Origin of the sequence: Paraburkholderia aromaticivorans (assembly GCF_012689525.1) — a bacterium.
In the GTDB taxonomy this organism is placed as follows: Bacteria; Pseudomonadota; Gammaproteobacteria; order Burkholderiales; family Burkholderiaceae; genus Paraburkholderia; species Paraburkholderia aromaticivorans_A.
The window spans coordinates 517,681-540,445 of record NZ_CP051516.1 but is presented as its reverse complement, the minus strand read 5'-3'; the positions used below and the strand labels follow the sequence as shown (position 1 = coordinate 540,445).

At 63.3% G+C, this 22,765-nt stretch carries 21 protein-coding genes; 10 read left to right on the top strand and 11 right to left on the bottom strand.

Annotation, left to right across the window (positions count from 1 at the left end; genetic code table 11):
* Positions 1-14: 14 nt before the first annotated feature.
* The 7 genes from ubiA to recG all read right to left on the bottom strand — a co-directional run bounded on the left by ubiA (position 15) and on the right by recG (position 7,351).
* Positions 15-878, bottom strand: a complete 864-nt coding sequence (gene ubiA, locus HF916_RS30485) for a 4-hydroxybenzoate octaprenyltransferase (protein ID WP_168792611.1) — start codon at positions 876-878, stop codon at positions 15-17.
* Between the two features lie 209 nt (positions 879-1,087).
* The gene (locus HF916_RS30480; protein WP_168792610.1) at positions 1,088-1,585 is read right to left on the bottom strand and encodes a Dps family protein; all 498 of its coding nucleotides are present in this window, start codon (positions 1,583-1,585) and stop codon (positions 1,088-1,090) included.
* A gap of 154 nt (positions 1,586-1,739) precedes the next feature.
* Entirely contained in the window at positions 1,740-1,898 is a 159-nt protein-coding gene (locus tag HF916_RS30475) for a hypothetical protein (protein ID WP_168792609.1), read from the bottom strand.
* 85 nt (positions 1,899-1,983) lie between these two features.
* Positions 1,984-3,438 carry a catalase gene (locus HF916_RS30470; protein ID WP_168792608.1) on the bottom strand — a complete coding sequence of 485 codons (1,455 nt, stop codon included), beginning with the start codon at positions 3,436-3,438 and terminating at the stop codon, positions 1,984-1,986.
* Positions 3,439-3,514: 76 nt separating this feature from the next.
* Complete coding sequence (locus tag HF916_RS30465) at positions 3,515-3,652, bottom strand: hypothetical protein (protein ID WP_168792607.1); 138 nt, start codon at positions 3,650-3,652, stop codon at positions 3,515-3,517.
* A 179-nt stretch (positions 3,653-3,831) separates the two neighbouring features.
* Positions 3,832-4,791 (bottom strand): LysR substrate-binding domain-containing protein, encoded by a 960-nt coding sequence (locus HF916_RS30460; protein ID WP_132376015.1) that lies wholly within the window; start codon positions 4,789-4,791, stop codon positions 3,832-3,834.
* 109 nt (positions 4,792-4,900) lie between these two features.
* Positions 4,901-7,351 carry an ATP-dependent DNA helicase RecG gene (gene recG / locus HF916_RS30455; protein WP_240975755.1) on the bottom strand — a complete coding sequence of 817 codons (2,451 nt, stop codon included), beginning with the start codon at positions 7,349-7,351 and terminating at the stop codon, positions 4,901-4,903.
* A 148-nt stretch (positions 7,352-7,499) separates the two neighbouring features.
* Here recG and queA point away from each other — a divergent pair, with 148 nt between their 5' ends.
* The 5 genes from queA (at position 7,500) to secF (ending at position 13,569) form a co-directional block, all read left to right on the top strand.
* On the top strand, positions 7,500-8,558 hold the full coding sequence (gene queA / locus HF916_RS30450) for a tRNA preQ1(34) S-adenosylmethionine ribosyltransferase-isomerase QueA (protein WP_168792605.1): 1,059 nt from the start codon (positions 7,500-7,502) through the stop codon (positions 8,556-8,558).
* A gap of 118 nt (positions 8,559-8,676) precedes the next feature.
* Complete coding sequence (gene tgt / locus HF916_RS30445) at positions 8,677-9,891, top strand: tRNA guanosine(34) transglycosylase Tgt (RefSeq protein WP_168792604.1); 1,215 nt, start codon at positions 8,677-8,679, stop codon at positions 9,889-9,891.
* A 197-nt stretch (positions 9,892-10,088) separates the two neighbouring features.
* Entirely contained in the window at positions 10,089-10,418 is a 330-nt protein-coding gene (yajC, locus tag HF916_RS30440) for a preprotein translocase subunit YajC (RefSeq protein ID WP_035562406.1), read from the top strand.
* 118 nt (positions 10,419-10,536) lie between these two features.
* The gene (gene secD, locus HF916_RS30435; RefSeq protein ID WP_168792603.1) at positions 10,537-12,600 is read left to right on the top strand and encodes a protein translocase subunit SecD; all 2,064 of its coding nucleotides are present in this window, start codon (positions 10,537-10,539) and stop codon (positions 12,598-12,600) included.
* 18 nt (positions 12,601-12,618) lie between these two features.
* Positions 12,619-13,569: a protein translocase subunit SecF gene (secF, locus tag HF916_RS30430; protein WP_168792602.1), complete on the top strand. Its 951-nt coding sequence runs from the start codon at positions 12,619-12,621 to the stop codon at positions 13,567-13,569.
* 127 nt (positions 13,570-13,696) lie between these two features.
* Here the strand turns inward: secF and HF916_RS30425 are convergent, their stop codons facing one another.
* The 4 genes from HF916_RS30425 to HF916_RS30410 form a co-directional block, all read right to left on the bottom strand.
* A complete protein-coding gene (locus HF916_RS30425; RefSeq protein WP_168792601.1) occupies positions 13,697-14,974 on the bottom strand; it encodes an MFS transporter in 1,278 nt (425 codons plus the stop codon).
* Positions 14,975-15,252: 278 nt separating this feature from the next.
* The gene (locus HF916_RS30420; protein WP_168795698.1) at positions 15,253-15,822 is read right to left on the bottom strand and encodes a YceI family protein; all 570 of its coding nucleotides are present in this window, start codon (positions 15,820-15,822) and stop codon (positions 15,253-15,255) included.
* A gap of 76 nt (positions 15,823-15,898) precedes the next feature.
* Positions 15,899-16,462, bottom strand: coding sequence for a YceI family protein (locus HF916_RS30415; protein ID WP_168792600.1), 564 nt, complete (start codon positions 16,460-16,462; stop codon positions 15,899-15,901).
* An 8-nt stretch (positions 16,463-16,470) separates the two neighbouring features.
* The gene (locus HF916_RS30410; protein WP_168792599.1) at positions 16,471-17,031 is read right to left on the bottom strand and encodes a cytochrome b; all 561 of its coding nucleotides are present in this window, start codon (positions 17,029-17,031) and stop codon (positions 16,471-16,473) included.
* 379 nt (positions 17,032-17,410) lie between these two features.
* Here HF916_RS30410 and HF916_RS30405 point away from each other — a divergent pair, with 379 nt between their 5' ends.
* The 5 genes from HF916_RS30405 (at position 17,411) to HF916_RS30385 (ending at position 22,715) form a co-directional block, all read left to right on the top strand.
* Positions 17,411-18,196 (top strand): paraquat-inducible protein A, encoded by a 786-nt coding sequence (locus HF916_RS30405; protein WP_168792598.1) that lies wholly within the window; start codon positions 17,411-17,413, stop codon positions 18,194-18,196.
* A gap of 7 nt (positions 18,197-18,203) precedes the next feature.
* The gene (locus HF916_RS30400; protein WP_168792597.1) at positions 18,204-18,866 is read left to right on the top strand and encodes a paraquat-inducible protein A; all 663 of its coding nucleotides are present in this window, start codon (positions 18,204-18,206) and stop codon (positions 18,864-18,866) included.
* On the top strand, positions 18,859-20,517 hold the full coding sequence (locus HF916_RS30395) for an intermembrane transport protein PqiB (RefSeq protein WP_168792596.1): 1,659 nt from the start codon (positions 18,859-18,861) through the stop codon (positions 20,515-20,517). Before HF916_RS30400 ends, HF916_RS30395 begins: the two co-directional genes overlap by 8 nt.
* Complete coding sequence (locus HF916_RS30390; protein WP_168792595.1) at positions 20,514-21,245, top strand: PqiC family protein; 732 nt, start codon at positions 20,514-20,516, stop codon at positions 21,243-21,245. Before HF916_RS30395 ends, HF916_RS30390 begins: the two co-directional genes overlap by 4 nt.
* A 177-nt stretch (positions 21,246-21,422) precedes the next feature.
* Complete coding sequence (locus HF916_RS30385; protein WP_168792594.1) at positions 21,423-22,715, top strand: THUMP domain-containing class I SAM-dependent RNA methyltransferase; 1,293 nt, start codon at positions 21,423-21,425, stop codon at positions 22,713-22,715.
* Positions 22,716-22,765: the final 50 nt, after the last annotated feature.

The window sequence follows — 22,765 nt, the reverse complement described above, 5'->3', positions numbered from 1 at the left end:
CGGCGCCCGAAAACTTAAAACGAGCTCGCCGCGTAATGCGCGGCAATACCGACAAACAGCGCGCCGCCCAACCAGTTGTTATGCCGGAACGCGGCGAAGCACGCCATCCGTTCGCGGTTGCGAATCAGCGCGTAGTGATAGATCGCGCAGCCTGCGGCCGCCGCCCATCCCAGCCAGTACAGCACGCCGAAGCCGAGCATCACGCCGATACCGACGTAAATCCCCAGCGTCGCCGCGTAGCAGAGCATGATCGCGGCCACGTCGAAGCGGCCGAACGTGAGCGCCGACGTGCGGATGCCGATCTTGATGTCGTCGTCGCGGTCGACCATCGCGTATTCGGTGTCGTACGCCACCGACCAGAACACGTTGGCCAGCAGCATCACCCACGCGAGCAGCGGCACGTGGCCCTGAATCGCGGCGAACGCCATCGGAATGCCGAAGCCGAACGCGATTCCTAAATACGCCTGCGGAATCGCGAAAAACCGCTTGGTGAACGGATACGAACCGGCGACGAAAAGCGCCGCCACCGACAGTTCCTTGGTCAGCGTATTCAGCGGCAGAATCAACAGAAACGCCAGCAACGACAACGCGACCGCCAGCGCCACCGCTTCCCACGCCTTGATCTTGCCCGACGTGATCGGACGATTCTCCGTGCGCTTCACGTAGCGATCGAAGTCGCGATCCGCGTAATCGTTGATCGCGCAGCCCGCCGAGCGCATCAGCACCGTGCCCACTGTGAAAATCACCAGCAGCGGCCACGTCGGATGACCGTCGGAGGCGATCCACAGCGCGTTGAGCGTCGGCCAAAGCAGCAGCAGGCTGCCGATCGGCTTGTCCATGCGCACGAGGCGCAGATACAGGGGAAGTCGGGCGAACATGGGCGGAGTCGGTGAAAGTGCGAAGGCGGTACGGCTATTTTACGGGATGCGGACGGCGGGCCGCTTCCGGGCTGGCAGGGCAGCCCAAGCCGGCGCCGCAAAAAACAAAGCCTCCCGTGCAGGGAGGCTTTGTTGGTGTCGCACTCAACGTCAGCGTCAGCGTCAACTTCAACGCCGGCGCCGAAACGAGACGCCGTGCGCGCAGATACTTAAGCCAGCATCGAACGCAGCATCCACGCGGTCTTTTCATGCGTTTGCATGCGTTGCGTCAGCAGGTCGGCGGTCGGCTCGTCGTTGGCGGCTTCCGTCGACGGGAAAATCGCGCGCGCGGTACGCACGACAGCTTCCTGACCTTCGACCAGTTGGCGGATCATTTCTTCCGCGGCCGGCACGCCGTCCGCTTCCGGAATCGACGACAGTTTGGCGAATTCCTTGTAGCTGCCCGGCGCATGCACGCCCAGCGCGCGAATCCGTTCAGCGATCGAATCGACCGCCAGCGCCAGCTCGTTGTACTGCGTTTCGAACATGAGGTGCAGCGTATTGAACATTGGACCCGTCACGTTCCAGTGGAAGTTGTGGGTCTTCAAATACAGCGTGTAGGTGTCGGCGAGCAAGCGCGACAGACCCTCTGCAATCTTCTTGCGATCCTTGTCGCTGATCCCGATATTGACGTGCTGTACGGCTGCTGCGACTTCTTTTTTGGCCATGATGACTCCTTTGAAGAGTGATACGAACCGGTCGGCAAAGTGACGGTCTGCGGATAGCAAACTCGACAGCTCGAACGCTCGACAGTTTAGCCTGGAAAACTGCTGCGTTCGTATGACGCGTGGCCACTTGCCGCATCCACGGAGTGGGCTTCGATCAGCCGCCTAACGTGTGTTGCAGCGCCTGCGCGACGATCACCGCAAGCCCGCTCGCGACGATCGCCAAGCCCACTGCCTTGCGCGCCATCAATGCGTACTGCTGCGCGCTACGTGCGCGTGACGTGCCGCCCAACGTGGCCATCATCATCTGCATCATGATCGTGCTCCTTCGGTTCGCATCGGTACCAGCGGGACGCAAATGCGCCCGCTTTGCTGCATGACTTCAACTGCTCAATTGCCGCTTACTTCTGGTTGCGTTCCGCGAGGTCGGCCATCGCGGCGACCACGCCTTCCGCGTAAGCGGGATCGGCACGACGGAAATGCTCCATCTGACGCGCAACGATTTCCTGCGGCACACCGTTGATATGGCGTGCGATGTTGCCGAACAAACGCTCGCGCTGAGCCGCATCGAACAGCGCAAACAACATACCTGGCTGCGTGTAGTAGTCGTCGTCCAGGCGATGCTCGTAGCGATCCACCGCGCCCGCCGCGAGCGGCGGTTCGGACGCGTTGGCGTCCTGCGCGAAGTCGCCGAAGCGGTTCGGCTCGTAATTCACGTTGCCGCCGAGGTTGCCGTCCGTGCGCATCGCGCCGTCGCGATGGAACGAATGCGGGCTCGGCACGCGCGCTGCATTCACCGGAATCTGGTGGTGGTTGATGCCGAGTCGATAGCGCTGCGTGTCGCCATACGAGAACAGACGGCCCTGCAGCAGACGATCCGGCGAGAAGCCGATACCCGGCACCACGTTGGCGGGCGTGAACGCGGCCTGCTCCACGTCGGCAAAGTAGTTCTGTGCGTTGCGATTCAACTCGATCGTGCCGACGTCGATCAACGGATAGTCCTTCTGCGACCACACTTTCGTGATGTCGAACGGATTGAAGCGATACGTGGCCGCCTCCACTTCCGGCATCACCTGAATGGCGAAGCGCCACTTCGGGAAGTTGCCCGCGTCGATGCTGCCGACCAGATCGCGTTGCGCGCTTTCGCGGTCTTGCGCGACCACTTGTGCCGCTTCGGCATCGGTGAAGTTCTCAATGCCTTGCATCGACTTGAAATGGAACTTCACCCAGAAACGCTCGTTGTCGGCGTTGATGAACGAATACGTGTGCGAGCCGAAGCCGTGCATATGACGGTAATTCTGCGGAATGCCGCGGTCGCTCATCAGAATCGTCACCTGATGCAGCGATTCCGGGTGACGTGACCAGAAATCCCACGCGGCGACATTGCTGCGCATGTTGGTGTACGGGTCACGCTTTTGCGTGTGGATGAAGTCCGGAAACTTCAGCGGATCGCGGATAAAGAACACCGGCGTGTTGTTGCCGACCACGTCCCAGTTGCCTTCTTCCGTGTAGAACTTGATCGAGAAACCACGCACGTCGCGTTCGGCGTCGGCTGCGCCGCGCTCGCCGGCGACCGTCGAAAAGCGCATGAAAAGCGGCGCTTCCTTGCCGACTTGCGCGAACACCTTTGCCTTCGTGTAGCGCGAGATATCGTGCGTGACCTTCAGCGTGCCGAACGCGCCCGAACCTTTGGCGTGAACACGGCGTTCCGGAATCACTTCACGATCGAAGTGGGCGAGTTTTTCAAGCAGCCAGACATCTTGCAAAACAACCGGACCGCGCGCGCCGGCGGTCATCGAATTCTGGTTGTCGGCGACGGGTGCGCCGGCGGCACTGGTGAGCTTACGTTCGGACATGCGTGACTCCTGGTTGGCTTTTATCGAAACAGATTGTGGGGAGCGGCGCGGCACACTGATGCCAGAGGCTCATGCGTCATGCGGACAAGGCCCGATCGACCAGCAGGGATAACGCGACGGTGCGCACGTCGAGCATCGACGCGATAAAACCGCGCGGCGCAACGGCCGCTTGAGCGACGAGGACGTAGACTTGTTGCGGCTTGGATTGCGTCATGATTTCCTCCGGGTCTTTGGGATCGGGCGATCCGTGGAGGAAACTATAACAACACTATCGAAATACTGTCTTTGATTAATTTTATCTATTCGATAGGCTTTGCCGCTATCGGCGCCTTGGGCGGACGCCGGGCCGGTCGCTGGACGTGCACAGCGAGCCGGCCTTCGTGGTGCGTTTGTCTAGTTGACGGCGACCGGCAAATCGAGCTTCTTGACGCCCGCCAGATCGCAGGAACTGATGGCGTCGCAAATGGCCTCGATCGCGGGCATGCGCGTGAAGCTCTTGCGCCAGGCCAGCACGACGCGACGATCCGGCACGGGTTCGTCGAAAGCGACGTAGCTGAGCAGCCCCGAATCGATGCCGCCGGCGTGCGGTTTGACTTCATGCACCGACATGCGCGGCAGCACCGTAATGCCGACACCGCTCGCCACCATGTGACGGATGGTTTCCAGCGACGACCCTTCAAAGGTCTTCTGGATGCCGTCCGCGTTTTGCGAAAAGCGCATCAGTTCCGGGCAGACGCCCAGCACGTGGTCGCGGAAGCAGTGACCGCTGCCGAGCAGCAGCATGGTTTCCTGCTTCAGATCGTCGGCGTCGATTTTCAGACGGTTTTCCCAGGCGTGACCGGACGGCAAGGCGACCACAAAAGGCTCGTCGTACAGCGGGCGCAGCATCAGGCCGGTTTCCGGAAACGGCAGCGCCATGATGGCGACGTCGATTTCGCCTTGCTTGAGCAGTTCGATCAGCTTGAGCGTGTAATTTTCCTGCAGCATCAAGGGCATTTGCGGGACGCGCTTGATCATCTGCTTGACGAGCGTGGGCAGCAGGTACGGCCCGATCGTGTAGATGACGCCAAGGCGCAGCGGCCCGACCAGCGGGTCTTTGCCCTGTTTCGCGATTTCCTTGATGGCGAGCGTCTGCTCGAGAACGCGTTGAGCTTGCGTGACGATCTGTTCGCCGATCGGCGTGACGCTCACTTCGCTAGTGCCGCGCTCGAAGATCTGGACGTTGAGCTCGTCTTCGAGCTTTTTGATCGCCACCGACAGCGTCGGCTGGCTGACGAAACACGCTTCGGCGGCCCGGCCGAAGTGCCGCTCGCGGGCGACCGCGACGATGTATTTCAATTCGGTGAGCGTCATTAGGGGACCAATCAGTGCGATGAGTTTGATAGGTTCTAGTTATACACCTATAGGGTCGGTTCGCCAACCTTTTGGTCTTCTTGCACACAGCGCCGGCAAACATCCCGCTTCAAGCCTTCAAATACTGCTCCCGCGCGCCGAGCCAGCGCGCCAGATGCTGCAACACGACCTCGGGATACTTCTCGAGCAGAACCGCCGCAGCCTCCCGCGCAGGCTCAATCAACCACTGGTCATTCTGAAGATCAGCAAACCTCAACATCGCCGCCCCTGACTGCCGCGCCCCCAAAAACTCCCCCGGCCCACGAATCTCAAGATCCCGTCTGGCGATCTCAAACCCATCGGTCGTCTCCCGCATAGTCTGAAGCCGCGCCCGCGCCGTCATCGACAAAGGCCCGGTATAGAGCAGCACGCAAACCGAAGCGGCGCTCCCACGCCCCACCCGCCCCCGCAACTGATGCAACTGCGCAAGCCCAAACCGCTCCGCATGCTCGATCACCATCAACGACGCATTCGGCACATCGACGCCCACTTCGATCACCGTCGTCGCCACCAGAAGCTGCACCTCGTTGCGCGTGAACGCATCCATCACGGCCGCCTTTTCAGCCGGCGCAAGACGTCCATGCACGAGACCGACATTCAGTTCGGGCAACGTGGCCACCAGCGTCTCATACGTCTCGACCGCGGTCTGAAGCTGCAACGTCTCGCTTTCCTCGATCAACGGACACACCCAGTACACCTGGCGCCCGGTCAACGCGGCCTCGCGCACGCGTCCGATCACCTCTTCACGCCGCGCGTCGGACACCAGCTTGGTCAGGATCGGCGTGCGCCCAGGCGGCAATTCGTCGATAGTCGAGACGTCGAGGTCGGCGTAATACGTCATCGCGAGCGTGCGCGGAATCGGCGTCGCCGACATCATCAATTGATGCGGCTGGAAGTCGCGCGCGCCGTCCGCGGCGTTCCGCGCCTTGGCGCGCAGCGCAAGCCGTTGCGCCACGCCGAAGCGGTGCTGTTCGTCGACGATCACGAGCCCGAGGCGCGCGAACTCGACCGCGTCCTGGATGATCGCGTGCGTGCCGATCACGAGTTGCGCGGTGCCGAGCGCGGCGGCTTCGATCGCGGCGCGCTTCTCCTTGGTTTTCAGGCTGCCGGCGAGCCACGCGACGCTCACGCCGAGCGGCTCCAGCCAGCCGCGCAACTTGCGCGCGTGCTGTTCGGCGAGGATTTCGGTCGGCGCCATGAGCGCGGCCTGGTAGCCGGCGTCGATGGCCTGCGCCGCAGCGAGCGCAGCGACGATCGTCTTGCCGCTGCCGACGTCGCCCTGCAAGAGCCGCTGCATCGGATGAGGCTGGGTCAGATCGAGCGCGATCTCGCCGCCCACGCGCTCCTGCGCCGCCGTCAGCGAAAACGGCAGCGCCTTCAGCAGGCGCGCCACCAGCGCGTCTTCGTCGCCCAGCTTGCGACGCGGCATGGCCGGCGCGGCGCGCGTGCGGCGCTCGTCATGCGCGCGCTTGAGCGACATCTGCTGCGCCAGCAATTCCTCGAACTTGATACGCACCCAGGCCGGATGCGTGCCGTCGATCAACGCGGTCTCGTCCGACTGCACGCCCGGATGATGCAGCGTGCGCACGGCGTCCATCAGCGACGGCACGCCGAGCGGCGCCATGAATGTCCGCGCGACCGCCTCGGGCAGCAGCTCCGGCAGCGACGTGCGCGACAGCGCGTTGTCGATCGATTTGCGCAGATACGCCTGTGTCACGCCCGCGGTGCTCGGATACACCGGCGTCAGCGCCTGCGGCAGCGGCGTGTCTTCGTCGACCACGCGCACGGCCGGATGCACCATCTCCATGCCGAAGAAACCGCCGCGCACGTCGCCGCGCACCCGCAGCCGCGCGCCGATCGCCATCTGCTTGACCTGTGAGCCGTAGAAATTCAGAAAGCGCAGGACGAGTTCGTCGCCGGCGTCGTCGCGCAGTTTCACCAGCAACTGACGGCGCGGACGATAAGCGATCTCGTTGTCGAACACGACGCCCTCGGTTTGCGAAATGCCGCCCGGTAGCAGATGTCCGATCGGCGTCAGCGAGGTTTCGTCCTCGTAGCGCATGGGCAGATGCAGCACGAGGTCGATGTCGCGGGTGAGGCCGAGTTTGGCGAGCTTGTCGGCGGTTTTTTCCGCGGGCTTGGGGGCGGATTTTGCGCCGGACTTCGCTGCGGATTTGTCGGCAACCTTGGGTCCGGGCTTGCCGGCGGGCCTGTCGCCGAATATGTCGGCAGGCTTTCCGGCGGGTTTGTCACCGGATGGATCCGCGAGGCCGTCGGCGTGCTCGCCGCCCGATGCGTCAGCGGACTTGCCGGCGCGTTTGCCGCCAATTTCGTCGACGGGCTTGCCATCAGATTCGCCGCTTTGTCGCGCGGCTTTTTCAGCGCTCAACTCGACGTCCGCGCCTACATCCAAGCCCGCGTCGCTCACCTCCGCCGCCGCCTTGCCGCGCGAGACGCGGCGCTTGGGTTCGGCGCTCACTTCATCGGTAGCGGAGGGCAATCGGCGGTCGGACAAAGGCATGGGCTGCTTCGCAAGTACAATATCGGCTGTCAAAGGGTTCGGCGCCATACAGCGCGCGGGCTCGCGGGCCGCTCTGGCGTCCCGCAATCATAGCCGCCCGGCTCCGGCTTCGGCTCAATTCAGTTTCATTTCGCTTCCAGTCGTTCGCATGTTGACGCTTTCCGATTTCGATTTCGATCTGCCTCCCGAGCTGATCGCGCAAGTCGCGCTGCCCGAGCGCAGCGCCAGCCGCCTGCTTGAGGTGGACCATCCGGCCGACGCCGCCGGCCCCGCGCGCCTGATCGACCGCCGCTTTGCCGAGTTGCCCGAGTGCATCGCGCCCGGTGATCTGCTGGTCTTCAACGATACCAAAGTCCTGAAGGCGCGCTTCCTCGGCCAGAAGGCCAGTGGCGGCAAGATCGAAGTGCTGGTAGAGCGCCTCACCGGCGAGCGCACGGCGCTCGCGCAGATCCGCGCGAGCAAGAGCCCACAGCCGGGTACGACGATCCGGCTGGCCGATGCATTCGACGTCACCGTCGGCGAACGCGTGGAGCCGTTCTACACGCTGCATTTCCCCGACGACTGCCTGACGCTGATCGAACAGTTCGGCCGTCTGCCACTGCCGCCGTACATCGAGCACGATCCCGATTCGACCGATGAAACCCGCTATCAAACGGTGTTCGCGCAGAATCCCGGCGCGGTCGCCGCGCCCACGGCCGGCCTGCATTTCGACGACGCGCTGCTGGCCCGCCTCGACGAAAAAGGCGTGGAACGCGCGACGCTGACGCTGCACGTCGGCGCGGGCACGTTCCAGCCGGTGCGTGTCGAGAATCTCGCCGAGCACAAGATGCATAGCGAGTGGTATCACTTGCCGCAATCGCTCGCCGACAAGATCGCGGCGACGCGCGCGCGCGGCAACCGCGTGATCGCGGTAGGCACGACCTCGATGCGCGCGCTCGAAGCCGCCGCACGCGACGCCGAAGCCGCAGGCCGGCCGCTCGCCGCAGCCAGCACGGAAACTGACATCTTCATCACGCCCGGCTATAAATTCCGTGTGGTTGACCGGCTCGTCACCAATTTCCATTTGCCGAAGTCGACGCTGCTGATGCTCGTGTCGGCCTTCGCGGGCGTCGAGACGATTCGCGAGACGTATCGCCACGCGATCGAGCAGCGTTACCGCTTCTTCAGTTACGGCGACGCGATGCTGTTGACGCGGCGCGACGTCTGAGCGTCCAGGATCGGACGTTTCGTTTCAGTTTTTCGCAGTTCCTCAAGCCGCCGCGCATCGTTCCGGCGGCGTTTCAACATCTGCGCCGGACTGTTCTCCGGTAGCACAGGAGTTATTCATGACCGACGGTCACACCGTTAGCCCGCGCGCCGACCACGGCGCTTACCTCGGCGATCACGTTCGCCCTGACAACGGCCTCAAATTCGAACTGCTCGGCACCGACGGCCAAGCCCGCCGCGGCCGCGTCACGCTGAATCACGGCGTGGTGGAAACGCCGATCTTCATGCCGGTCGGCACCTACGGCACCGTGAAGGCCGTGCAGCCGCGCGAGCTGGAGGAAATGCACGCGCAGATCATCCTCGGCAATACTTTCCACCTGTGGCTGCGCCCGGGTCTGGAAAGCATCGAGGCGCACGGCGGCCTGCACGGCTTCATGGGTTGGAAGAAGCCGATCCTGACCGACTCGGGTGGCTTCCAGGTATTCTCGCTCGGCGATCTGCGCAAGATCACCGAAGATGGCGTCACGTTCGCGTCGCCAATCAACGGCGACAAGCTCTTCCTGTCGCCCGAAGTGTCGATGCAGATCCAGAAGGTGCTGAACTCGGACATCGTCATGCAGTTCGACGAATGCACGCCGTACGCGACCAACAACGTGCCGACCTCGCACCAAGAAGCCGCCGATTCGATGCGCATGTCGATGCGCTGGGCGCAGCGCTCCATCGACGAATTCCGCAAGCTGGGCAATCCGAACGCGCTGTTCGGCATCGTTCAGGGCGGCATGTTCGAAGACCTGCGCGACGAGTCGCTGGCGGGCCTCGCCGAGAAGGATTTCCACGGTCTGGCGATCGGCGGGCTGTCGGTCGGCGAGCCGAAGGAAGACATGATGCGGGTGCTGAACCACATCGGCCCCAAGTTGCCGGCCGACAAGCCGCACTATCTGATGGGCGTCGGCACGCCGGAAGATCTGGTGGCGGGCGTGGCCGCCGGCGTAGACATGTTCGACTGCGTGATGCCGACCCGCAATGCGCGCAACGGCTGGCTCTTCACGCGTTTCGGCGACGTCAAGATCCGCAACGCCGCGCACAAGAATTCGCTGCGCCCGCTCGACGAGCAGTGCGGCTGCTACACCTGCCGAAATTTCACTCGCGGCTATCTGCACCATCTGCATCGTGTAGGGGAAATCCTCGGTGCGCAGTTGAACACGATCCACAACCTGCACTACTACCTCGAACTGATGCAGGAAATCCGCGACGCGATCGACGCGAAAATGTTCGAGGCCTTCCGCAAACGCTTTCACGAGAACCGCGCGCGCGGCACCGCCGAGGCGCCATGACGGCGCGGGGCAACGGATTCAGCCGAAGAATCCGTCCGTCTCGCGAGGAAAACCTTACAATTAACTTTCGTTGACGGCGAAAAAGGCTTTAAACGGTTGATCGCAAAGCCGATTCGCCGCGCCGACGCGCGTCAGGCCGGTGGTAGAATAACCGGCTGATTTTTTTGATCGTTTTGACTTATAACGGAGAGACCAACGTGTCGTTCATTTCCAATGCCTTCGCCCAAGGCACAGCAACAGGTGGCATTGAATCGAACCTGATGAGCTTCCTGCCGCTGATCCTGATGTTCGGCGTGCTGTACTTCATCATGATTCGCCCGCAAATGAAGCGCCAGAAGGAACATCGCAACATGCTCTCGGCCATGGCCAAGGGCGACGAAGTGGTGACGAATGGCGGCATCGTCGGCAAGGTGACCAAGGTGGGCGAAGCTTACGTCGGCGTCGAAATCTCGGAAGGCACGGAAATCACCGTGCAAAAAGCGTCGGTCACGACGATTCTCCCGAAGGGCACGATCAAGTCGCTGTAAGGCCTGCTCTCTCGCGTCCGGCGCGGCCTCGCCGGCGGTTCTTGCGGAACATCGCTGAATCGCCCGCGCTCATCGCCGGACGCATCGCTTCCAAGCCAACCTTCCCGTTGGACCACTCATGAATCGCTACCCCCTCTGGAAATACGCCGTGATGCTGGTGGCTCTGGTCATCGGCCTCGTGTACACGCTGCCCAACCTGTTCGGCGAAGCGCCGGCGGTGCAGGTGTCGAGCGGCAAGGCAACGGTCAAGCTCGACTCGACCACGCTGTCGGCTGTCGAAGCCGCGCTCGCCGCGAATCAGATCAAGCCGGACGACGTCACGTTCGACAACTCGGCGACCAACGCGAACATCCGCGTGCGTCTGCCGGACACCGACACGCAATTGCGCGTGAAGGACCTGCTGCAGAAGTCGCTGAACAGCGACCCGACCGACCCGCAGTTCATCGTGGCGCTGAATCTGCAAAGCGCGTCGCCGCGCTGGCTGACCGCCTTGCACGCGCTGCCGATGTACCTCGGTCTCGATCTGCGCGGCGGCGTCCATTTCCTGCTGCAGGTCGACATGGCCGGCGCGCTGAACAAGAAGCTCGATTCGGACGCTTCGGACGCGCGCACGCTGCTGCGTGACAAGAACGTCCGCGACGGCGGCGTGAACCGCGTCAACCAGTCGGTGGTGATCAATTTCGCCGACCAGGCCACCGCCGACGCCGCGTCGAAGCTGCTGAGCCGCGGCATCGGCGAACTCCAGTGGGCCTCTCAATCGGGTTCTGATGGCGGCGTGCAACTGGTCGGCACGTTCACGCCGGCGGTGCAGAAAGCCGTGCAGGACGCCGCGCTCAAGCAGAACATCACCACGCTGCATAACCGCGTGAACGAACTCGGCGTGGCCGAGCCGGTGATCCAGCAGCAAGGCTCGGACCGCATCGTGGTCGAACTGCCGGGCGTGCAGGATACGGCGAAGGCGAAGGACATCATCGGCCGCACGGCAACGCTCGAAGCGCGCCTCGCCGATCCGGTCAACACGCATCCGAATCCGTCCGATCCGGTGCCGCCGGGCGACGAACTGTTCACGCAAGGCAACCAGACGCCGGTGCTGCTGCGCAAGCAGATCATCTTCACCGGCGACCGGATCATCGACGCGTCGGCAGGCTTCGACGAACATCAACGTCCTTCCGTCAACATCCGTCTGGATTCGGCCGGTGGCCGCGCGGTGGCCAGCATATCGCGCGACAACATCGGCAAGCCGATGGCCATGGTGCTGTTCGAAAAGGGCAAGGGCGAAGTGCTGACGGTGGCGACCATCCAGTCGGAACTGGGCGACCGCTTCCAGATCACCGGCCAGGCCACGCCGCAAGGCGCCGCCGACCTCGCGCTGCTGCTGCGCGCCGGTTCGCTGGCCGCGCCGATGGACATCATCGAGGAACGCACCATCGGCCCGAGCCTCGGCGCGGACAACATCAAGAAGGGCTTCCACTCAGTGGTGTGGGGCTTCGCGGCGATCGCCGTCTTCATGATCGCGTACTACATGTTGTTCGGCGTGATCTCCATGATCGGCCTGTCGGTCAACCTGCTGCTGTTGATCGCCGTGCTGTCCATGCTGCAAGCCACGCTCACCTTGCCGGGTATCGCCGCTATTGCGCTCGCACTCGGTATGGCGATCGACGCCAACGTGCTGATCAACGAACGGGTGCGTGAAGAATTGCGCCACGGCGCGCCGCCGCAACTGGCCATCCAGAACGGCTACGCACACGCCTGGGCAACGATTCTCGACTCGAACGTCACCACGCTGATCGCCGGTATCGCGCTGCTCGCGTTCGGCTCAGGCCCGGTGCGCGGCTTTGCGATCGTGCACTGTATCGGCATTCTGACGTCGATGTTCTCGGCCGTGTTCTTCTCGCGCGGCATCGTCAACTTCTGGTACGGCGGCAAGAAGAAGCTGAAGTCGCTGGCCATCGGTCAGGTGTGGCGTCCGGATACGGTGCCGGCAGGCTCGGCCGCTTACCTCGGTAGCGAAGACGCCGCGACCGACACGGCGCAAGCCATCGCCGCGGTCACGGCCAAGCCGTCGAAGGCCAAGGCCGCGGTCGCGCAAGCACGCGCCGGCAAGCCGACCGTGCGTCGCCGCAATGCGGCGGATTCGTCCGCTACGTCGAACACGCCGCAGAAACCGGGTTCATCCCGCTGAGTCCCGGAGAACAAGACCATGGAATTTTTCCGTTTTCGCAAAGACATTCCGTTCATGCAGCGCGCGTTGATTTTCAACGCGATCTCGCTGCTGACGTTCCTTGCTGCTGTGTTCTTCCTGCTGCATCGCGGGCTGCATCTGTCGGTGGAGTTCACCGGCGGTACCGTCGTCGAAGTGCAGTATCCGGGCGCCGCGCCGCTCGAACCGGTGCGCGGCACGCTGGGCAAGCTCGGTTACGCCGACGCCCAGGTGCAGAACTTCGGCACCTCGCGCGACGTGCTGATCCGTCTGCCGCTCAAGCAGGGCTTTACGTCCGCGCAACAGAGCGATCAGGTGATGACCGCGCTGAAGGCCGAGACGCCGCAGGTGCAACTGCAACGCGTCGAGTTCGTCGGCCCGCAGGTCGGCAAGGAGCTCGCCACCGACGGCCTGCTCGCGTTGGCCTGTGTGGTGGTCGGCATCGTGATCTACCTGTCGTTCCGCTTCGAATGGAAGTACGCGGTGGCCGGCGTGATCGCGAACTTGCACGACGTGATCATCATTCTCGGCTTCTTCGCGTTCTTCCAGTGGGAGTTCTCGCTGTCGGTGCTGGCCGCGGTGCTCGCGGTGCTCGGCTACTCGGTGAACGAATCGGTCGTTATCTTCGACCGGATTCGTGAGACCTTCCGCCGCGAGCGCAAGCTGACCGTGATCGAAGTGATCAACCACGCGATCACCAGCACGATGTCGCGAACCATCATCACCCACGGCTGTACGCAGATGATGGTGCTGTCGATGTTCCTGTTCGGCGGCCCCACGTTGCACTACTTCGCCTTGGCGCTGACGGTCGGTATTCTGTTCGGTATCTACTCGTCGGTGTTCGTCGCCGCGGCGCTCGCCATGTGGTTCGGCGTGAAGCGCGAAGATCTGATCAAGGACAAGAAGGATCGCTCCGACGCGGACGATCCGAACGCGGGTGCGCAAGTCTGATTCTGTTGTAGCGTCAGACCTCGCAATGCAAAAGGCCGGTTCTCACGAACCGGCCTTTTGCGTTTACCGCCGCCCTTCTCCGCCGTCTCGCCGCGCTATACCGAAGCGGGACAACGCAGCGCCCGCTTTAACGAAAGCCGAGTTTGCGACGCGCTGCCATCAACGCGACGAGGCTCACGATCGCGGCGAAAATCAAGTAGTAGCTCGGCGCGGCCTTCGAGCCTGTAAAGCTGATCAGCCACGCGATGATGAACGGCCCGAAGCCGCCGAAGATCGTCACGGCGATGTTATAAGCCAGCGACATGCCGGTCGTACGCGTTTGCACCGGGAACATCTCTGAAAGCAGACCCGGCAGCGCCGCGAAATACCCGGTCATCAGAAAGCCGAACACGATCTGCATGGCGATGAGAGTGCCGAAGGTCGGATGCGCGACCAGATACACGAAGGCCGGGTTGATCAGGACGAGCAGCAGTAGCGCCGAGGTCAGCATGATCGTGGTGCGTCCGTGCCGGTCCGACAAATGGCCGATCAGCGGCGAGAACACCATCTGGATCAGGCCGGTCAACGCGATCGCCGAAAACGCGACCGAGGGCGCCAGTCCCAACTGCTTCACGCCGAACGTCGGCATGAACAGCACCAGATACGTCGACACCGTGCCGAGCACGACCACGCCGATCGCGATCAGGAGGCGCAGTTTCTGGCTGGCGAAGGTGTCGCGCAGCGGCGTCTCGGTGGTTTCGGCCGCGAGGAACTCGGGTGTCTCGTCGAGCTTCGTGCGGATGTACCACGCGACCGGCCCGATCAGGAGACCAAAGAAGAACGGCACGCGCCAACCCCAGGAACCCATCTGTTCCGGCGAGAGCTTGCCGGTGAGCAGCACGCCGAAACCAGCGGCGAGCAGCGTGGTGAGACCTTGGCTCGCCACCTGCCAGCTCGCGAAAAAGCCGCGCCGCCCCGGCACGTGTTCCGCGAGAAACGCGGTGGCGCTGCCAAACTCGCCGCCCGCCGAAAAGCCTTGCATCAAGCGCGCCAACACGAGAATCACCGGCGCGGCGAGGCCGATGCTTTGATAGGTCGGCAGGATCGCGATGATCAACGTGCCGGCCATCATCAGCAGGATCGAGAGCGTAAGCGCCGCCTTGCGGCCGGCGCGGTCGGCGTACGCGCCGATCACGATCGCGCCGAGCGGTCGCATGAAGAACGACACGCCGAACGTGCCGAGCGTGAGGAGCAGCGAGACCGTGTCGTTACCAGCCGGGAAAAACAGCTTCGCGATGATCACCGCGAAAAAACCGTACACCACCAGATCGAACCATTCCAGCGCGTTGCCGATCGAGGCCGCGATCACCGCGCGCCACGAATTTTGCCGGCTCCCCGCCAGGCTTGTTGCCGTCGTTGCGTTCATGCAGATCTCCAAGTCGCGCGACATATTATTCATGTTGGCTTGATGCCTGAAATGCCCGACTGGATGCGCGCACAACCAATACGGTGCCTGCGCTCTATGTACCCGAAAAATTAAACCGACGCGAGTGCGAAATTGCGCCGTGCCGCTGCATAAGGCTTCCGGGGTTCAAACGGTCAATAAAAAACCGCTTCGTCGCAAAAGCGAACGAAGCGGTTTTTTTGTTGCGGCGCAATGCGCCACGCGATTCAATACCCGAACTCGAAGAAGCGTTGGGCGCTTTATTGCTTGATGCCTTCGGATTGAATATGCAGCTTGGTATCCATGCTGAAGCCGTACTTGGCGCCGAAATCCATGCCGTAATCGGCGCGGCTGAAATGCGCGCTCGCTTCCACGCCGCACACTTCGCGCTTGAGCACCGGATGCTGCATGCACTTGAACGAGTCGATCTTCAGATTCAGCGGCTTGGTGACGCCGTGCATCGTCAGATTGCCGACTACTTCGACCGGCTTGTCGCCGTCGAACTTGATGTCGGTGCCCTTATAGGTCGCCGCCGGATACTTGGCGACGTCGAAGAACGCGTCCGACTTCAGATGCTCGTCGAGCTTGCCGTTGCCCGTCTCGATCGACGCCGGATCGACCGTCACGTCGACCGTACCGGTTTTGGCCGCGCGGTCGAGCGTGACCGTGCCGGAGCTCTTGGTGAACTTGCCGCGCCACACCGAGAGGCCGCCGAGGTGATCCGCCTCGAAGCTCGGATACGTGTGGGTCGGGTCGAGCTGATAGGTATCGGCGGCCGCGAACGCGCCGAACGAGAAAGAAGAAGCCAGCGCGCCGACGGCGATCAACATGGATGTTTTCAATTCACGCTCCTAGGTTCTTGAAAAAAGCTGCCGCGCCCGAACGGCGCGGCAAACGTCACTAATGTCACTTATGGGCTGCAACGATATGAAACTTGATGACCACCTCGTCGGCGACCACCGAGGTGTCTTTCCATTCGCCGGTGCCGATGTCGAATTGCGAGCGCTTGATCGGCAGTGAACCGTCGAAGGTTTGCACGGCGCCCTGCTGGGACACCGTGACCGGCACCACCACCGTCTGCGATTTGCCCTTGATGGTCAGCTTGCCGGTCACCTTGAACTGGTTGCCGCCGGCCGGCGCGATCGCGCTCGAAACGAAGGTGGCGCTCGGATACGTCTTCGCGTCGAACCAGTCCTTGCCGCGCACCTGCTCGTTGTAGCTTTCGTCGCCGAGATCGTAGCTGGCCACGTCGATGCTGAGCTGCGCGGTGCCGTCGGCCGGTTTTGCCGGATCGAACTTGAGCTGCGCGGTGAACTTGCCGAACTTGCCTTCCACCGGCACGTTCATCTGCTTCGACGTGGCCGTCACCGAACTCTTCGCGACGTCGACCTGCGCGAGAGCGCTGCCGGCCACCGTCAGCGAGGCCGCGGCGAAGGCGGCGAGCATGTAGCGATAAAACGAGACCTTCATGGTTGTCCTTATTTGAGGAAAGGGAGCATGCGCGAGAGCAGGCCGTCGCGGTCCAGCCATTGATGCTTGAGCGCGGCCGCGACGTGCAACGCGACCAGCACGAGCAAGGTGTAATTCAGCGTGATATGCACGTTCTTCAGAAGTTCCTTGAGATGCGGGTCCGGCGCGATCAGGCGCGGCAACGGAATCAGCCCGAGGTACACCACCGGGATGTTGGCCGCCGAGCTGTACAGATAGCCCGAGACGGGAATCGCGATCATCAGCACGTACAGCAGCACGTGCACGAGATGCGCGGCGCCGCGCTGCCAGACCGGCATGCGGCGCGGCATCACGGGGGCCGCGTGCGTGGCGCGCCACAGAATGCGCAGGACGGCGAGCGCGAACACCGTCACGCCGATCCATTTGTGCCACGAGAAGTACTTCAGCTTGGTGGGCGTGAAGCCCGGGATATCGGTCATCACCCAGCCGAGCGCGAAGCCGCACACGATCAGCAGCGCGATCAGCCAATGTAAGGCGATGGCAGTCCGCGTGTACGACTCCCGGCTGCCGAATGAAGGATTGAGTGCCATGACAGGTCAACGCAAGCTAAGTGAGGTTAACGGCGCAGCCCGCACTGCTATTCCAGGTACCGATGCGCACCGCATTGGCGCGTACGATTGGACCCTGCCTGCTGCGGCACGCGCCAAGGCGGCCATGCTACCCCAATCGGAAAAAACTGGCTGCAACCCACTGATATGGCGCGGACCGGCGCTCCAGCGCGCACGGTGTCCGCATTGAACAATTGGGGACGGAGGGTGTCAGAGTTATACCGATTCCGTGTAGGATCAACCACCCGCCTGCGGCCAGTGCGACGGCGGGACGCGTTTTGGTACTATTGCTCCACCCTTTATCAGACCCGCCATAGAACGGGCATTGCACGCCTCCCCTACACCGTCGGCCCTTCGCCCTATGGACCATGACAATCTGATCGCGTGCCATGAATGCGATACGCTGTTCCGCAAGCCGCGGCTTGTCGGACGCACGGTCGCGCGCTGTCCGCGTTGCGGGGCGACGCTCTATCGCGGCGTGTCGCGCAAGCTCGACGCCATCAGCGCGATGACGCTGGGCGCGCTGATCACCTTCCTGATCGCGCAGGGCTTTCCGATCGTCGAACTGGAAACCAACGGCATCACCTCGCAGACCACGCTGTTCGGCGCGCTCGTCGCGCTGTGGGGCGAGGACATGCAGATCGTCGCGGTCATGGTGTTCTGCTCGACCATTCTGTTTCCGCTGACTGAACTCGTCGCGCTGCTCTACGTGCTGATTCCACTGCGCGCGGGTTATGTGCCGCCTGCCTTCAACCAGGTGCTGCGCGCCATTCAGTTCGTGCGCCCGTGGGGCATGATCGAAGTGTTCATGCTCGGCGTGCTGATCACGATCGTGAAGATGGTGAGTCTCGCGCGCGTGATTCCCGAAGCGGCGCTGTTCGCGTTCGGCGTGCTCACGCTGATGTTCGCGGTGGTGGTCACGTTCGATCCGCGCATTCTGTGGGATCTCGCCGACGAACTCGGCGCCCGCAGCCAGCGGCCGCTGCCGCGCACCTCCGCCGATAGCGCGGCGGCCGCCGTTAGTTCGGTCGCCGGACCGCCCGCGCCGCCCGAGGTGCGCACCGCGACGGCGCCCGACGTCCACACCGCGCCGTCCGCGTTGCCGCCAGGCGCGCCGCCGACGCCGCCGGTGCCACGACGAGGATGAGCACGCCATGAAATACGTCACTGCGAAACGCGCAGGCCTGCTCAATTGCCATGCGTGCGGACGCGTCGAGCCGCGCATCCGCTCCGTCACGCCGCAGCACTGCGGACGGTGCGGCTCGCGCCTGCACTCGCGTAACCCCGACAGCCTGATGCGCACCTGGGCGCTGCTGATCGCCGCGGCGCTCCTGTATATTCCCGCGAATCTGCTGCCGGTGATGCACACCTCATCGCTGCTCGGTTCCGAAGACGACACCATCATGAGCGGCGTCGTCTATTTCTGGACCTCGGGCGACTGGCCGCTGGCGGTGATCGTGTTCATTGCCAGCATCATGGTGCCGATGCTGAAGCTGAGCGTGCTCGTGCTGCTCACCGTCACGGCGCAGCGCCGGTCGCGCTGGCGGCCCGAGCAGCGCACCACGCTTTACCGGATGGTCGAACGGATCGGGCGCTGGTCGATGCTCGACGTGTTCGTCGTCACGTTGACGGTCGCGCTGGTGCGCTTCAAATCGCTTGCCGTCATCACCGCCGGCCCCGGGGCGATCGCCTTCGGCTGCGTGGTGATTCTGACCATGATGGCCTCCATGCAATTCGATCCACGGCTCATCTGGGATAACGTGGAAGGCAGCGTGAACGGCAGTACCCAAAAACCTCAGGATCTCAAACATGACTAGCCCGCAAGAACCGACGCCCGCCTCCGATGCGCCGCGCAACGATTCGAACGGACCGAAGCTGCCGCCCCAACTCCCGGAACCTGAAATTGAACCGCGCAGCCGCTGGCTGCCTTCGCTCGTCTGGGTGATTCCGCTGATCGCCGCGCTGATCGGCATCGCGCTCGTGATCAAGTCGGTGACTGGGAGAGGCCCGACCATCACGCTGAGCTTCATCAGCGCCGAAGGCCTCGAACCCGGCAAGACCAAGGTGAAGTACAAAGACGTCGATGTCGGCTCGGTGAAGACCATCACGTTGTCGAAAGATCTGTCTCACGTGCTGGTGCAGGTGCAATTGACCAAGGAAGGCGAAGACTTCGCGGTCAAGGATTCGCGCTTCTGGGTGGTGCGGCCGCGCGTCGGCGCGAGCGGCGTGTCGGGTCTTACCACGCTGCTCTCGGGTGCGTACATCGGTGCGGACGCCGGACACTCGCCGGATAGCGAGAAGAATTTCGTCGGCCTCGAAACGCCGCCGCCCATTACCGGCGACCAGAAGGGCCACCAGTTCGTCCTGCACGGCGATTCGCTCGGCTCGATCGACATCGGCTCGCCGATCTTTTATCGGCGCGTGCAGGTCGGCCAGGTGGTCGGCTTCTCGCTCGACAAGGACGGCACCGGCGTGACCATGCAGGTCTTCGTGTCCGCGCCGTTCGACCAGTACGTCGGCACCAATTCGCGCTGGTGGCATGCGAGCGGCGTCGATCTGCGGCTCGATTCCAGCGGCTTCAAGCTGAATACGCAGTCGCTTGCCACGGTGATCGTAGGCGGCTTGTCGTTCCAGTCGCCGCCGGGTCAGGGCGTGGGCGCGCAGGCGCCGAACAACATGACGTTCCGCCTCGGCTCGGACGAAGCGGATGCGATGCGCGAACCGGACGGCGTGCCGCTGCGCGTGGTGATGAACTTCAACCAGTCGCTGCGTGGGCTGTCGGTCGGCGCGCCGGTCGATTTCCGCGGCATCGTGCTGGGCCAGGTGACCAACATCAGCATCGACTACGATCCGAAAACGCGCAGCTTCACGATGCCGGTGACCATGAACCTGTACCCCGACCGACTCGGCAAGCGCTTCCGCGAGACCGCGCCGGTGCCGGGCACGCTCGCCGGTCAAACGCTGCTGCAACAGCTCGTCAAGCATGGTTTGCGCGGCCAGTTGCGCACCGGCAATCTGATCACGAGCCAGTTGTACGTCGCGCTGGATATCTTCCCGAAGGCGCCACCGGCGACCGTCGACGTGGCGAGCGATCCGCTCGAACTGCCGACGATCCCGAACACGCTCGACGAACTGCAGCTTCAGGTCGCCGACATTGCGAAGAAGCTCGACGCTGTGCCGTTCGACCAGATCGGCAACAACCTGAACAGCGCACTGAAGAACGCCGATCAGCTCTTCACGCGACTCGACAAGGAAGTCGTGCCGCAGGCTCGCGATACCCTCGCGGCGGCAAAGCAAACCTTCGGTTCGGCCGAGGCGACTTTGCAGCAGGACTCGCCGTTGCAGTCGGATGTTCATCAGGCGCTGCAGGAATTGACGCGCACGTTGCAGTCGTTGAATGCGCTGTCGGATTATCTGGAGCGTCACCCCGAATCGCTGTTGCGCGGTAAATCAGGAGATAAACCATGATGTTTGCCCGGCTCCCCCGCCCGCCGCGCGGGCTCGTGCGCGGCGCTGTCGTTGCCGGCGCCCTGGCCGGACTCGTGGCGCTGGCGGCGTGCTCATCGCCTTCGAGCCGTTTTTATACGCTGGGTGCCGATAGTGCTGCCGGATCCGTCGCGCCGGTCAGTGCCCGGACCTCGGCCGCGCCGGCGTGGCTGATCGAAGTCGCGCCGATCGACGTGCCGCCGCAGGTGTCGAAGAATCAGCTGGTCGTGCAGACGGGACCGACGCAAGTTCAGGTACTCGAACAGGAGCGCTGGGCGTCCTTGCCCGGCGATGAAATCCGGCGCGCGTTGTCGACGAGTCTGACGCAGCAATTAGGCACAATCGATGTGTACGGCACGGCCTATCCGGATACGGCGTCGGTGTATCGGGTCAATATGAACGTGCAGCGGTTTGAATCATGGTCGGGATCGCATGCGTTGATCGACGCGGTGTGGAGTGTGCGGGCTGTCCGCAGCACGGCGGTGATGACTTGCCGGAGTGTGGTGAGTGAGCCGGTTAGCGGTGGATACGATGCGCTGGTCGAGGGGCATCGGCGGGCGTTGCAGGCAATATCCACGCAGATTGCGTCGGCCGTGCAGACCATGGCGGCTTCAGCTCCGCTGACCAAGGGCAATTCGACCAGCAAGGCCGCGGTGGTGACTGTGCCGCCGTGCCCGTCGAGCACGGGTGGCACGGCGGCCGGCGCCTGATCGATCGGGCACGGCGCGGCGCCGTTGCCCTTTTCTCCGCGACCTACGCTTACACGTCAAATCCCGCCGTACCTGACGGGAGTTTGCGTGCGCATCGCCGCCCACAGGACATCGCGCATAACCCCCCACCCCGACCGCGTACAATAGCGCCTTATCCAACGCCTTCCGGCAACCTCAATGTCCTTCGATTTCTTCCTCCCTTGCCCGCGCGGCCTTGAAGCCTCGCTCGCGGCTGAACTCGCCGAAATTGCCGCCAGCCACCTGAACGGCGCGCCGTTCACAGCCGGCGCACAAGTGCCGGGCGGTGTGCATTTCCGCGGAGGCTGGGCCGCCGGCATGGCCGCCAACCTGTATTCGCGTCTCGCGAGCCGCGTGCTGCTGAAAATCGCGCATCGTCCGTATCGCAGCGAGCAGGACATCTATGCCCTCGCGGTCGAACAGCGTTGGGAACAATGGTTCTCGGCGAATGAAACGCTGCGCGTCGACGTCACGGCAATCAAATCGCCGCTGCGCAGCCTGGAATTCACGACGCTACGCGTCAAGGACGCCATTTGCGATCGTCTGCGCGAAGTCAGCGGCGCGCGTCCGAACATTGACACGGCCATGCCCGATGTGCGCGTGTTCGCCTTTCTCACCGCCACCGACTGCACGCTGTATCTCGACACCTCAGGCGATCCGCTCTTCAAGCGCGGCTGGCGTCTCGACAAGGGTGCGGCACCGCTGCGTGAGAATCTGGCCGCGGGCATTCTGCGTCTGACCGGCTGGACCGCCGGCACGCCCCTGTACGACCCGATGTGCGGCAGCGGCACGTTCCTCGCCGAAGCCGCGCAGGTGGCGCTGAATATCGCGCCTGGCGCGGAACGCCGCTTCGGCTTCGAGAAGCTCAAGCAATACGAAGCCAAAACCTGGCAAACGCTCAAGGCCGCCGCGCTCGACGCGAAGCACGCCGCGCGTAGTTCGCGCGCCGATCTGCAAATCTTCGGCAGCGATATTTCCGGCGACATGCTCGACAAGGCACGCGCCAACTTCCAACGCGCGGGCTTGCCGTCGATTCCGCTTAAACAGGTCGACGCGCGCGGCATGACGCCGCCGACATCCGCTGCGGGCATTCTCGTCGCCAATCCGCCGTATGGCGAACGGATCGAAGTGCGCGGCCGCAATGCTCGCGGCGAGCTACGAGAAGGGCGTGGCAATCGCGACAGCCGCGAAGACGAGGGTTTTCGCCGCGTTCAGGAAGAAGCGCCGGACAGCGAATTCTTCCAGTTGCTCGGCGATGCGCTCAAGCAGCGTTTCACCGGTTGGCACGCGTTCATCCTGACATCGGATCGCAAGCTACCGGGCCAGTTGCGCCTGCGTGAATCGACCAAGACGCCGCTCTTCAACGGCGCGCTCGAATGCCGTCTGTTCCGTTTCGATCTGATCGCGGGCAGCGTGCGACAGCGGCCGCAGAGCGATACGCCGGCGGCCTGAGGGGCGCTGCGTCTCACAGGCAATATGGCAACGAAAACCGCAGACCTGGC